Raw genomic sequence first — 12,804 nt, 5'->3', positions numbered from 1 at the left:
CAATGAAATATGATGTCATCGTGATTGGCTGTGGAATGTCCGGTATTCTGGCGGGTATTCACCTCAAGAATAGCGGAAAGAAATTCATTATTCTGGAAAAGGAGAAAACATTGGGCGGAACCTGGAGAGATAATACCTATCCAGGTTTGACTTGCGATGTGCCATCGCACGCTTATACCTATTCTTTCGAGCCCAATCCCGAATGGTCCCGGGTGCTTCCGCCCGGAGCCGAGATTCAGCAGTATTTCGAAGGCGTGTTCCGGAAATACGGTATTTCCGATTTTTCTCAGTTCGATACCGAAGTCACGCATGCCGAATGGACGGGCGAGGCCTGGGCGCTGCAGGATCAGCATGGCAAGCACTACCAGGGCAAGGTGGTGATTGCCGCCACAGGTGTGCTGCACCACCCCAACTATCCGCAGCTCAAGGGCCTGGAGGAGTTCGAGGGGAATACGATTCACAGTGCGCGCTGGGATCATTCGGTACCGCTGGATGGCAAGAGGATCGCCATCATCGGCACCGGATCAACGGGCGTGCAAATTGTCTCGGCACTCGCATCGCGTTCCAAGGTGCGGCATTTTCAGCGCACGGCCCAATGGATCTTCCCGGTCGAGAATCCGGCTTTCAGCGAAGAGCAGCGCGCCGAGTTCCGCAGCAACCGCGATCTGCTGGTTTATCTGCAGCGCGAACCCACCTATCTGGCCAATGTGGAGCGTTTTACCGAAGGGGTGCTGGATCCGGATTCCGAGCAGATCCAGGAAATCCAGAAAATCTGCCAGGACAACCTCGATGCTTCGGTGGCCGATGCGGCCTTGCGACAAAAGCTGCAGCCCCATTACCGCGCCGGTTGCAAGCGTCTGATTTACTCGCCTGACTATTACCAGGCGATCCAGCAGCCGGATTCCGAGCTGATCACCGAAGCTATCGCCCAGGTCGAGAAAAGCGGCGTGCGAACCAGCGACGGCGTGTTGCACGAGGTGGACATCATCGTGCTGGCGACCGGATTCAAGACCGACCGCTATGTGCGCCCCATGAATGTGAAAGGTCTAAACGCTGCGACGCTGGAGCAGGCCTGGAGCGATGTGCCCACGGCCTACAAGTCCATCTCGGTGCCTGGCTTTCCCAACTTCTATTTCATGAACGGGCCGACCTCTCCCGTGGGCAATTTCTCGCTGATCGATACCTCGGAAATGCAGTGGGGCTATATCTCGCAGCTGATAGAGCGCGGCGAGCAAGCCGGTGTGGCTGGGCTATCGGCCAGGCCCGAAGCGCTGGCGCAGTACGACCGTGAGCGCTTGCTGGCCGCCAAAGGCTCGGTCTTCGGCTCGGGCTGCAGCAGCTGGTACCTGGACAAGAACGGCGTGCCCAACACCTGGCCCTGGTCGCAGTCGCGCTTCAGGCAGGAAATGAGCAAGCCGGTATGGCAGGACTACATCCATCACCAGACCGAAGAGCTGGCGGCCTGATTGCCACCTTGCGCCCGGTCAGACCCGAGCGGGCGCGCTCCATCCACCTCAAGGAGTCCCGATGCAGATACACCCCGAAATGGCAGCCGTGCTGGAGCAGTTCAAGGATGCTCCGTCCATGGATTTTGTGACCACTCCGGTGCCCGAAATCCGCAAGCTCATGGACCATATGGCCTTCCCGCCTGTCGACCTGCCCATGCATGAGGTGCGCGAGCTCTGCATTCCCGGCGGCGACGGCCAACCGCTGAAGCTGCGCCTTTACCGTCCCGGCACCGCGCAGGCAGCGCCGGTCATGGTCTATTTCCACGGCGGCGGCTGGTGCATAGGCACGCTGGACACGCATGACAATCTGTGCCGTCACTTGGCGCGCCTGACCGGCATGAATCTGGTGTCGGCCGACTACCGCCTGGCTCCCGAGCATGTCTTCCCTGCCGCGCTGGACGACGCCTATGCCGCTACGCGCTGGGTGGCACAGCATGCGGCCGAGCTGCATTGCGACGCGCGGCAGCTGATGGTGGCGGGCGACAGCGCGGGGGGCAATCTGGCCGTAGCCACCTGCCTGCGCGCGAAGGAGGAGGGCTGGAAAGGCATAGCCCGGCAACTGCTGCTCTATCCGGTCTGCGATGCGCATATGGACGCGCCATCGCATGCGCTGTACGGGCAGATGCCGTTTCTCACCACCGAAGCCATGGCCGCGATGTGGCATCACTATCACCCCGCCATGCCGGCACATCCTCTGGCCTCCATCATGCAGTACCCCGATCTTGCGGGTCTGCCCGCTGCGGTGCTGGTGACGGCGGAGCTGGATATATTGCGCGACGAGGGTGAGGCTTTTGGCCAGCGCCTGCAGCAGGCCGGCGTACCCGTTTCCAGCCTTCGTGCGCAAGGCATGTTGCATGGGTTTGCCAACTTCAGTACCCTGGTGCCGGCGGTGGCAAGGCTGCTCGAAGAGGCTTGTGCAAAGCTGTCCCCAGCCGAGACCTCGGCGCTTGTCAGGCACTGATTTCTGCAACTGTTCATGCATACAGTTGTGTGTGATGGATGCCTCAGTTTTTATCCCCGCATCATGTGGACGCTCTTGTGGAAAACTATGCTTTCAAGCTCTGAAAGCCGCACCAGATGGTGCTTTGCACGGATTGCCTAAAAAATAGACGATTTGCGTGAAGGGATTAAACCAAGGGTTTTTACCAGTGGTTTAGAGCCTGTAAAAAAGCCCGCCAACCGTTGCCGGTGGCGGGCTTTTTTTGGGGCTGGCGCACGCTCAGGAAGGCTGCTGAGGTGTGGGGCGCGTGCGGTAGAACTGCATGGGAGACTCCTTCATTTCCCTGGCATGCTGGTTGAGCACCGACTTCTTCATCTTGCCCACCACATGCATTTCGCAGGGCTTGCAGTCAAAACGCAGTGTGAGCTTTTCCTTGCCGTTGATCAGCTGCAGCGGCTCGGCCTTGATGGTGCCCTTGACGCCGATCACGCCCTTAGCCTGCTTGGGGCACAGGCTCATCGAGAAGCGCACGCAGTGCTTGGTGATCATCAGCGAGACTTCGCCTTCCTCTTCCTTGCTCTCGTAGGCAGCGTCGATGATCTTCACGCCATGTTTGACATAGAAGTCATGGGCCTTCTGGTTGTAGACATTGGCCAGATAGGTCAGCGTGTCTTCAGGGAAGGGCACGGGCGGCTCCACGGGCTTGGCGCGGGGCAGGCGCATAAAGCCGTCGGCGCGGGCTTGCTCCAATGCGGCAACGGCATCGCGGCGCAGCTGGTTAAGTACCGATGCCGGGACAAACCAGGGCTGGCTCAGGCTCAGCGAAATATCGTTCACCTCGAAGACCGTGGCGCCAAAGCGTCCCAGTTGCTCGCGCAGCGAGGCCTGGGCCTTTGCGGCATCGGTAGCGCTCTGGTGTTCCTGGTCAATGGCGGCAGTGCCGACAAAGCCGTCCTCATCGGTAAGCGTCAGCGCGAAGCCGGAAGCGGTCTCCTTGAACTCGGCCCACAGACCGATGCGGCGTTCGCTGGACTTCTTCTCCAGTGTGCGCACCCAGTCCATATCGCGGTTGCGGTTGATTTCCAGGCCCTTGCGCAGGTCCTTGAACTCGGCAATCTCGTTCTTCGGGAAGACGCGCCAGATGCCTTTTTTGGCACTCACGCATTCGGCACGGTTGATGTGCACGCCGACCAGTTCCTTTTGCAGATCGTAGTAGCACAGGCCGTCGCCGTTGTGCAGCTCGGCGGCCTTGTCGCTGGTCTCGATCTCGAACCATTTGTCGCCGACCTGGGTCACCCAGCCGATGGCACGACCCGGTGTCTTGGGCGTGTCGAAGGCGCCGATGTCATCCTTGCGGCCGTTGACGAAGTAGTCGGTGAACTCGCGGTTAAAGTTCTGGTCCGGATCGGGTTCGAACGAGAAGGTGGTGCGGCCTGACGACGAGCGCGCCAGCGGCTGATCCGAGAACTCGCGCTCCTCGATGATTTCGTCGAGCAGCTTGCGGTAATGGGCCGTGATGTTCTTCACATAGCCCATGTCCTTGTAGCGGCCCTCGATCTTGAAGCTGCGCACGCCGGCGTCGATCAGGGCACGCAGGTTGTCGCTTTGGTTGTTGTCCTTCATGGACAGCACGTGCTTTTCATGCGCGATGATGCGGCCGCTGGCATCCGTCACCTCATAGGGCAGACGGCAGGCCTGGTTGCAGTCGCCGCGATTGGCGCTGCGCCCCGTATGGGCATGGCTGATGAAGCACTGGCCCGAATAGGCCACGCACAGTGCGCCATGCACAAAGTATTCGATGGTGGTGCGGCTCGGGTCTGTTGCGGCGCGCACAGCGGCAATCTGCTTGAGGTCCAGTTCGCGCGCCAGCACGATCTGCGACAGACCGGCGTCCTGCAGAAAGCGGCCCTTCTCGGGCGTGCGGATATCGGTCTGGGTGGACGCGTGCAACTGGATGGGTGGCAGGTCCAGTTCCAGCAGACCCATGTCCTGAATGATCAGTGCATCGGCTCCGGCGTTGTAGATCTGCCAGGCCATATCGCGCGCGCCTTGCAGCTCATCGTCGCGCAAGATGGTGTTGAGCGTGATGAAGATGCGGCTGCCGAAGCGGTGGGCATGCTTGATGAGCCGCTCCAGGTCGCGGATGTCATTGCCTGCCGTCGCGCGCGCGCCAAAGGCCGGGCCGCCGATATAGACGGCGTCCGCGCCATGATTGACGGCTTCGATGCCGATATCGGCATCACGCGCCGGGGACAGGAGTTCGAGCTGGTGGGGCAGGAGAGACATAGGGGCAGGATTATCTCAGCAAGCCCCGGTTTCGGCACAGCGGTGGGTAATCGCCTGTATCAGTGGCCGCGTGGGCTGAAGGTTCGGGGGAAAACCACGGGCCCGCTGCGGTCCGCCAGCCGGTAGCCCATGGCGGGACGATTCGACGTGCCTTCCACATGGCCGGCCTCGATCAGAAAGTTCGCTGCCAGCATTCGGGTGCGAAAGCCGCTCTTGTCCACATTGCGCCCCAGCACGGTTTCATAGACTTGCTGCAACTGGGGCAGGGTAAAAGGCTCGCTCAGTAAAAAAGCGGGCAGCGAGGTGTACTCGACCTTGCTGCGCAGACGTTCCACCGCCGCCTGCAGGATGCAGCCATGGTCGAACGCCAGTGTAGGGCGGGCCAGCAGCGTATCCACCTCGAACCAGGCCACATCGGCCGCATTGGCGCCTTTGGTCAGTTGCAGCTCATGGGCGGGAATCAGCGCGAAGTACACATGGGTGGCCGACCAGCCACGGGGATCGCGCAGGGCGCTGCCCCAGCTGCCGAGCTGCTCCAGATAGGGGCTGTCCACACCCGTCTTCTCCTTGAGCTTGCGCGCGGCACAGGCCTGCAGATCGGCATCTAGATCCACGTTCACAAATCCGCCGGGCAAAGCCCAGAGGCCGGGAAATGGGTCATCTTCGTGGCCTGGGCGTTGCACCAGCAATACATTCAAGCGGTCTTGCGCAATCGTGAAGATCACCACATCCACCGTGGTGTAGGGGCGAGGAAAGTCCGGCGCTGGCTTGGAGTGACGCTGTGTAACGCTCATGAATCAGGCTTGACGGGATGAATGATGGATTGTATTGTACAACTTGCTTAAGTTGCTCAATGCAACTTAAGTAGAGCAAGCTAGGCAGGCCCTGGCTGCCCCGGTAGCGCAAGCACCTGCCGAGCACCAGGCAGGCCGCCTGGACCAAAGAGAAAAAGAGAACAAGAAAATGAAAGACCAAAACACCACCGCGCGCAGCAAATTCCTCAGCCTGGTTCTGAAGCATAGCCCTGAGACCATAGGACTCAAGCTCGACGAGGCGGGCTGGGCCCGGACCGATGAGCTGCTGGCCTGCCTGGCGCGCTCTGGCCGGCCGACCCGTCTGGAAGAGCTGCAGCGCATCGTGGCGGACAACAACAAGCAGCGCTATTCCTTCAGCGCGGATGGCAAGCGCATACGCGCCAATCAGGGCCACTCCATCAAGGTCGAATTGGGTCTTGAAGCCAGCAGTCCTCCTGCAGTGCTCTACCACGGCACGGCCACGCGTTTTCTGGATGCGATTTTTCATGAGGGTCTGAACCGGCAGTCACGTCACCATGTCCATCTGTCCGAAAGCGTGGAAGTGGCCGCTCAGGTCGGCAGTCGCCATGGCAAGCTGGCCCTGCTGCAGGTGGACGCCGCGCGCATGCAGGGCGAGGGCCATGTGTTCTACCGCTCCGATAACGGTGTCTGGCTGACCGATGTCGTTCCGGTCCGGTATCTGCTGAAGCTGGTGCCATGAATGCCTCGGGAATCATCGCCGTTGACGCGGATGGCGTTTTGCTGGACTACAACCTGGCATATGCATCAGCCTGGGAGCGGGTATTTGGCGAGCGGCCCGCGCTGAAGCGGCCTGATGCCTACTGGGCCATGGACCGCTGGGGTGTCGCCAGCCTGCAGGGCGAAGCCTTGAGCTGCTTTCGCGCCAGCCTTGATGCGCAGTTCTGGTCAAGCATTCCCGCGATTGCGGGTGCGCTCCAGGCTTGTGAGCAACTGTGCACTGCTGGTTATGAGTTGGTCTGCGTGTCGGCAATCCAGCCGCAGTTCGCCGAGGCAAGGCAGATCAATCTGCGGCGGTTGGGCTTTCCCATATCGCGTGTGATCGCCACCAGCGGCAGTGCCGCTCCGGGTCCCAGCCCCAAGGCAAAAGCCCTGGCGCAGTTGAAGCCTCTGGCATTTGTCGATGACTTTCTGCCGTATTTCGACGGCGTGGATGCCCGGATTCACAAGGCGCTCGTGCTCCGCGAGCAAGGCGGGTCACCCAATACGGGGCCGGGTCTGCAGGCCATTGACTCCACTCATGCCACTCTGTGGGACTTTTCCCGTTGGTGGCTCAATCAATATCAAGAAGAACAGACATGAACCGAGATTACGAAATTCGATCCGTAGCCGATCTGGTGGCCCAGCTCGACCAGGGCTACCGTCCCAAATACCTTTGTTTCTGGGGCCATCAGGCCGAAAGGAATGGCTCGGTGGGCAAAGGCTGCCTGAGCCAGTGGTTTTCTGCTCCATTCATCGTCGAGGGGGATCGCTTTGCCACGGCGGAGCATTTCATGATGGCAGGCAAGGCGCGGCTGTTTGGGGATGAAGAGGCGCGCGCGCAGGTACTGTCTGCGCCGTCTCCGGCCAGTGCCAAGCAGATTGGGCGCAGCGTGCGCAATTTCGACGAGGCACGCTGGAAGGCGGAGTGCTTCGACATCGTGGTGAGCGCCAATGTCGCCAAATTCGCCCAGAACCCGGCCATGGGGGAGTTTCTGCTGAGAACCGGTGAACGTGTGCTGGTCGAGGCCAGTCCGCGCGACCGCATCTGGGGCATCGGCCTGGGCGCCACCCATCCCGACGCCGAGCAGCCGCGCAAATGGCATGGACAGAACCTGCTGGGTTTTGCGCTGATGGCCGCGCGCGCTCAGTTGAGGGCCGGACAATGAGCACGCTGGATCGTTTTGAAGGTGCTCTGCTGGGGCTCGCTTGCGGCGATGCCGTGGGCACGACACTGGAGTTCCGGGCGCGCGGCAGCTTCGAGCCGCTGACCGATATGGTGGGGGGCGGGCCGTTTTCGCTGAGGGCCGGACAATGGACGGATGACACGTCTATGGCTTTGTGCCTGGCCGAGAGCCTGATCGTCAAAAGCGATTGCGATCCCAGGGACCAGATTACGCGCTATGCCAACTGGTACCAGTGGGGCTATTGGAGTTCCACCGGTCAATGCTTTGATATCGGCATGGCAACGCGCGAAGCGATACAGCAGTACCTGCGTACCGGCAATGCGCTCGCGGGCAGTGAGGACGCGCGCAGCGCCGGCAATGGCTCGTTGATGCGGCTGGCGCCGGTGGCCATGGCGTATGCCCACGATGAACAAAGAGTGCAGGAGATGGCGGCGCTGAGTTCTCGCACCACCCATGCGGCTGCGGAATGTCTGGATGCCTGTCGTCTGTTTGCCGTGGCGTTGAGCCGCGCCCTGCTGGGCGCCAACAAGGCACAGGTGCTGGATCTGGCTGCGCTGCCGTTTGGCAGCCCGCGCATCGCCGAGATTGCGCAAGGCAGCTGGCGCAGCAAAAGTCGCGAGCAGATCCAGAGCTCGGGCTATGTGGTGCACAGTCTTGAGGCCGCTTTATGGTGTTTTGACCGGCACGAGAGCTTTGAAGCCGTCGTGCTGGAGGCGGCCAATCTGGGCGACGATGCCGACACCACAGCGGCCATTGCCGGCCAGATTGCGGGAGCATTCTGGGCCCGCAGCGGCATTCCTGCGCACTGGCTGGAAAGACTGCACCAGCAGACCGAGATTCGCGCGCTGGCGCAGTCTGTACACGCGCTGAATCAGGTGCTGGCTGGCTGAGGGCTCCTGGCGGCAAACGTTGCGGGCTCCGTTGAAACATGAGGATCGCGAGATTGTGCGAACCGGCCCAAGCCGCCTCGGTGGAGAACGCGAAAGTGGCTTGGGGTCTGTGCGCTTTGATGCTGCTGCCAGTCTTGGGCGGGTGATGAAAAAGCTTGTACTGCGGCCAGGAAAATCCGCTGCGGCAGACGTCGTCGCCGTCAACGGGGCACAATCAAAGCGCTGACGGAGCGGCGGCGCGCGAGCGAAGTCGCCAGGTTCAGCAGCCCTATCGTCAGTAACCGGAGTCTGTGCTCAGTGCCAGCAGACCCGAGCCAGATACAGCTCTGCAGCCTTCCCACCATGGAGATCTACTCCAGGGACTGTCCTTCGGTTGCACATTGACGTGGTATGCAAGATTTGCCGACACGCAGCAGGCTCCGGTCTGGCGTAGGCTTGCATGCCACAGCCTTCCGCTTCATCAAGGAGAAAGCATGTCCATGACTGATCGCTCGGCCCAGAGCCGCCGTGTTCGCACCTCGTCTGCCCTGAGCCTGGCGCTGGTCGCCGTGACCCTGTCGTCCGCTTATGCGGCGGACGCGGAAAAGCCTCTGGTGGTGCGCATCGCTCACGGCGGCCCGGTTTCGGGTCCCATCGCAGCTCTGGGCAAGGATGAGGAGAACGGCGTGCGCATGGCGATTGACGAGCTCAATGCCCGCAAGCTGCAGCTGGGCGGCCGCCCCGTGCAGTGGAAGCTGGAGGCCGGCGACGATGCGGGCGATCCCGGCCAGGCCACGGCGCTGGCACGCCGCTTCTGCGACAAGAAGGTGGCGGCCGTAGTAGGGCATCTTCAGTCGGGCACGACCTTGCCGGCGGCCAAGATCTACAACGACTGCGGTATTCCCAATATCACCCCTGCCGCCACCAATCCCGCGATTACCGAGGCCGGCTATGACGACACCTTCCGTGTCATCGCCAATGACCGGGCCATGGTCAATGCCTTGCTGGACTATGCCGTCAAGCATCAGGGCGTCAAACGCATCGCGATCGTGGATGATCGTACGGCCTATGGACAGGGCATCGTCAAGCTGTTTGAAGCCGCAGCGGCCGAGCGCGATGTGCAGATCGTCGACAAGCAGTACACCAGCGACAAGGCCACGCAGTTCTCGTCCATCCTCACCGCCATCAAGGGCCGCAAACCCGATGCGATCTTCTTCGGCGGGCTCGATGCGCAGGCCGGACTCATGCTGCGCCAGATGTCGCAGCTGGCCATGAATCAGGTGAAGTTCCTGGGCGGCGATGCGCAATGTTCCGAGCGTCTGCCTGCCATGGCCGACAAGGTGCCGGCGCTCAAGAACGTGGTTTGCGTGATGAGCGGCAGCTCCCTGGGCAATATGCCCGGTGGTCTGCACTGGAAGCAGAAATACGACCAGCATTTTCCCGGCCAGTATCAGGTCTATAGCCCTTACGCGTATGACGCGACCATGGTGCTGGCCAAGGCCATGCTGAGCGCCGATTCGGCCCAGGCCGAGGCGTATCTGCCACGTCTGCGCCAGACCCGCCACGACGGGGTGACCGGCACGATTGCCTTTGATTCGCAGGGCGAGCTGCAGAATCCGCGCGTCACGCTCTACGGCTATGACTCCGGCGAGCGCAAGGAACTGGTGATCAGCGGCCATTGAGCGGCGCTGGTCTTTTCAAACAATTGTCATCCGGCCCTTGTCTGTCAGACGCTTAGAGCTATGAATCTTGATGCTTCCCACGAACACTTCATGCGCCAGGCGCTGGAGCAGGCACGCTGCGCCGCCGCCTGCGGCGAGGTGCCGGTGGGGGCAGTGGTCGTCAAGGACGGGCAGGTCATAGGCCGCGGCCATAACAGCCCGCTCTCGGCCCAGGACCCTACGGCCCATGCCGAGGTGCTGGCCCTGCGCGAGGCGGCACGGGCCCTCGGCAATTACCGGCTTGAGGGCTGCACGCTGTATGTGACGCTGGAGCCTTGCACCATGTGTAGCGGCGCCATGCTGCATGCGCGTGTGGACGCCGTGGTCTATGGTGCGGCCGAGCCCAGGACCGGTGCAGCGGGATCGGTGCTCGATGTCTTTGGCTACTCCGCCATCAATCACCAGACGCGGGTGTTGCGTGGCGTGCTGGCTGCGGAGTGCTCGGCACTGATGGCGGAGTTCTTCCAGCTGCGACGCCAGGAAAAAAAGGCGCAGCAGCCGCACCCGCTCAAGGACTGGGCGCTGCGCAATGCCGATGAGGCGTTTGCCGACCTGGCCGCCTGGCCCTGGCAGCCGCAGTGGCGCAGCGATCTGCCGGCGCTGCAGGGCCTGCGTCTGGCCGCGGTCGATGAAGGGCCCGAGGATGCCGCGCTGACTTGGCTGTGTCTGCATGGCAGCCCAGGATGGGGCTATGGCTTCCGGCATTTGCTGCCTGATTTGTTGGCCGCCGGTCATCGTGCGGTGGTGCCCGATCTGCCGGGGTTTGGCCGCAGCGACCAGCCCAAGAAAGACAAGCAGCACAGCGCGCCATGGCATTTGCAGATCATCACCGAGCTGATCGAAGCGCTCAACCTGCGGCGGTTGGTACTGGTCGGGCAGGGCGATGGCGGTCGCCTGGGTCTGGCCGCAGCGCAAGCCCTGCCTGAGCGCTTTGCCGGCGCGTGGCTGATTGACACCTGGCCGCTGAACACGCAGCCGCAGCAGCGTATGAAATGGTTTGAACAGGCCGCACGCAAGCCGGCCTGGGATGTGGCCAAGGCCATGAAAGAGCTGGAAGGGCCGCACAAGGCAGTGGATGCCGAAGGACCTGAAGAGGCACGCGCCTGGAACGCCCCGTTTGTGCAGCCCGGCCATCGGGCCGCACTCAAGGCATGGCCGCGCCTGCAGACCGAGCTGACGGCGCCGCCCGCCGACCTGCTGCAGCAATGGGCGCAGGCCGGCAGGCTGTGGCTGCAGCCCGCAGCCACGCAGCAGACCGTGTCTGCCGCGCAATGGCAGGCAGCCTGGCTGCAGGCCGTGCCGCAACTGGCGGCACAGGCCGGGGTCTGGCGGCAAACCCGGCCTGGCGCTCCGGTTCCTGCAGCAGGGCAGGGCGGCGGTGCAGCGGCTGTGGAATACTTTGCGCCGTAGCCTGATCGGCCAGACCGGCGGAGCAAGCATTTGAACCAGGACTTATGCAAACAAGAATGCAACAAGGGCTCGCTTTCTGAAGCAGTCGTCTTGTCTGAACTTGTTTTACGTAAGTCGTATGAACTTCTGAATCTGCAGATTCACCCACTTTTCACGGAGCATGCGGCCGGTGGCCGCATGAAAAGGCTTTGGCAACCTCGCGCAAATCCCCGGCATCCACTACCGCGCCCCAGCAGCAAGATCCCCAGCACCACGCCCACTCGCACGCGCACATGCAGGAGCCTGCCCACCAGGCACATGTGCACGACGAGCACTGCAGCCATAAACATGGCCACCACGATCATCACGACCATGTGCACAGCGCCGATGGCAGCTGCTGCGGTCATGATCACAGCCATGGTGGCAAGCATGTCTATATCTATTCGCCCTCGGGGGCGGTACGCGACAAGGCGGCCTTCAAGCGCGGCATCAAGCAGCTGGAAGCCCTGGGTCACGAGGTGGAGGTCGACACCGATGCGCTGGCCAGCAGCCAGCGCTTTGCGGGTGACGACGCCACCCGTCTGGCCGCTATCCATCGCGCCGCCGCCAGCGGGGCCGATGTGGCGCTGATTTCGCGCGGCGGCTACGGTCTCACGCGCATCCTGCCGGGCATCAAGTACAAGACCGTGGCCAAGGCTATTGCCAATGGCACCAAGTTTGTCGGCCTCAGCGATTTCACGGCTTTTCAGCTGGCCATGCTGGCACAGACCGGTTCGGTCACCTGGGCGGGTCCAGCGCTCAACGCCGACTTCGGCGTGGACAGCAAAAAGACCGGCGAGCCCGTGGACGACATCATGCTGGACTGCTTCGAGGACCTGCTCAGCGGCCAGGGCGAGGGCGCGGGCTGGCAGATGCCCAGGATTGGTGAGCTGCCCAATGGCAAGCCCCAGCTCAAGGACTTCTATGTTCCCGGCGGAGCCACCTTGTGGGGCGGCAATCTGGCGGTGCTGGTGTCCCTGCTGGGCACGCCCTACTTCCCGCAGGTCGATGGCGGCATTCTGTTCATTGAAGACGTGGGCGAACACCCCTACCGGATCGAGCGCATGCTGACACAGCTCCTGTTGGCGGGCGTGCTGCAAAAGCAGAAAGCCATCGTCTTCGGCCAGTTCACCGAATTCAAGCTCACCACGCATGACAAGGGCTTCAAGCTGCAGACCGTGATCGACTGGCTGCGTATGCAGCTCAAGCGCCCCGTGCTGCAAGGTCTGCCCTTTGGCCATGTGCCTACCAAGGTGCTGCTGCCTGTGGGCGCGCAGGTGTCGCTGTCCGTGGAAGGGCGAGATGCGCTGATCTACTGGGGACATGTCTGAAG

11 protein-coding genes are annotated in these 12,804 nt (G+C 62.1%); 9 read left to right on the top strand and 2 right to left on the bottom strand.

What is annotated here, in order from left to right; translation table 11 throughout:
- The first annotated feature begins 2 nt into the window (after positions 1–2).
- Both F3J24_RS21250 and F3J24_RS21245 read left to right on the top strand, forming a co-directional pair.
- On the top strand, positions 3–1,466 hold the full coding sequence (locus F3J24_RS21250) for an NAD(P)/FAD-dependent oxidoreductase (protein WP_167010397.1): 1,464 nt from the start codon (positions 3–5) through the stop codon (positions 1,464–1,466).
- Positions 1,467–1,527: 61 nt separating this feature from the next.
- Positions 1,528–2,469 (top strand): alpha/beta hydrolase, encoded by a 942-nt coding sequence (locus F3J24_RS21245; RefSeq protein WP_167010395.1) that lies wholly within the window; start codon positions 1,528–1,530, stop codon positions 2,467–2,469.
- A gap of 258 nt (positions 2,470–2,727) precedes the next feature.
- Here F3J24_RS21245 and F3J24_RS21240 read toward each other — a convergent pair whose 3' ends face one another.
- Positions 2,728–4,734 (bottom strand): U32 family peptidase, encoded by a 2,007-nt coding sequence (locus F3J24_RS21240; protein WP_167010393.1) that lies wholly within the window; start codon positions 4,732–4,734, stop codon positions 2,728–2,730.
- A 59-nt stretch (positions 4,735–4,793) separates the two neighbouring features.
- The gene (locus F3J24_RS21235) at positions 4,794–5,528 is read right to left on the bottom strand and encodes an NUDIX domain-containing protein (RefSeq protein ID WP_167010391.1); all 735 of its coding nucleotides are present in this window, start codon (positions 5,526–5,528) and stop codon (positions 4,794–4,796) included.
- Positions 5,529–5,697: 169 nt separating this feature from the next.
- On the opposite strand from F3J24_RS21235, the gene F3J24_RS21230 reads away from it, so the two are divergent.
- From F3J24_RS21230 to F3J24_RS21200, 7 genes are all read left to right on the top strand, one after another.
- Positions 5,698–6,249, top strand: coding sequence for an RNA 2'-phosphotransferase (locus tag F3J24_RS21230; RefSeq protein ID WP_167010389.1), 552 nt, complete (start codon positions 5,698–5,700; stop codon positions 6,247–6,249).
- Positions 6,246–6,869, top strand: a complete 624-nt coding sequence (locus tag F3J24_RS21225; protein WP_167010388.1) for an HAD family hydrolase — start codon at positions 6,246–6,248, stop codon at positions 6,867–6,869. The genes F3J24_RS21230 and F3J24_RS21225 overlap by 4 nt, the downstream gene beginning before the upstream one ends.
- Complete coding sequence (locus tag F3J24_RS21220; RefSeq protein ID WP_167010387.1) at positions 6,866–7,435, top strand: NADAR family protein; 570 nt, start codon at positions 6,866–6,868, stop codon at positions 7,433–7,435. Before F3J24_RS21225 ends, F3J24_RS21220 begins: the two co-directional genes overlap by 4 nt.
- Entirely contained in the window at positions 7,366–8,343 is a 978-nt protein-coding gene (locus F3J24_RS21215; RefSeq protein WP_370527755.1) for an ADP-ribosylglycohydrolase family protein, read from the top strand. Before F3J24_RS21220 ends, F3J24_RS21215 begins: the two co-directional genes overlap by 70 nt.
- 473 nt (positions 8,344–8,816) lie before the next feature.
- Positions 8,817–10,004: a branched-chain amino acid ABC transporter substrate-binding protein gene (locus F3J24_RS21210; RefSeq protein WP_167010384.1), complete on the top strand. Its 1,188-nt coding sequence runs from the start codon at positions 8,817–8,819 to the stop codon at positions 10,002–10,004.
- Between the two features lie 60 nt (positions 10,005–10,064).
- On the top strand, positions 10,065–11,453 hold the full coding sequence (gene tadA, locus F3J24_RS21205; RefSeq protein ID WP_167010383.1) for a tRNA adenosine(34) deaminase TadA: 1,389 nt from the start codon (positions 10,065–10,067) through the stop codon (positions 11,451–11,453).
- Between the two features lie 299 nt (positions 11,454–11,752).
- Complete coding sequence (locus F3J24_RS21200) at positions 11,753–12,802, top strand: LD-carboxypeptidase (protein ID WP_370527759.1); 1,050 nt, start codon at positions 11,753–11,755, stop codon at positions 12,800–12,802.
- The last annotated feature ends 2 nt before the right edge of the window (positions 12,803–12,804 follow it).

Source organism: Comamonas sp. Tr-654 (genome assembly GCF_011752915.1).
GTDB lineage: Bacteria > Pseudomonadota > Gammaproteobacteria > Burkholderiales > Burkholderiaceae_C > Comamonas.
Note: the sequence above shows the minus strand (reverse complement) of the source record. Positions and strands in the feature narration are given on the sequence as shown.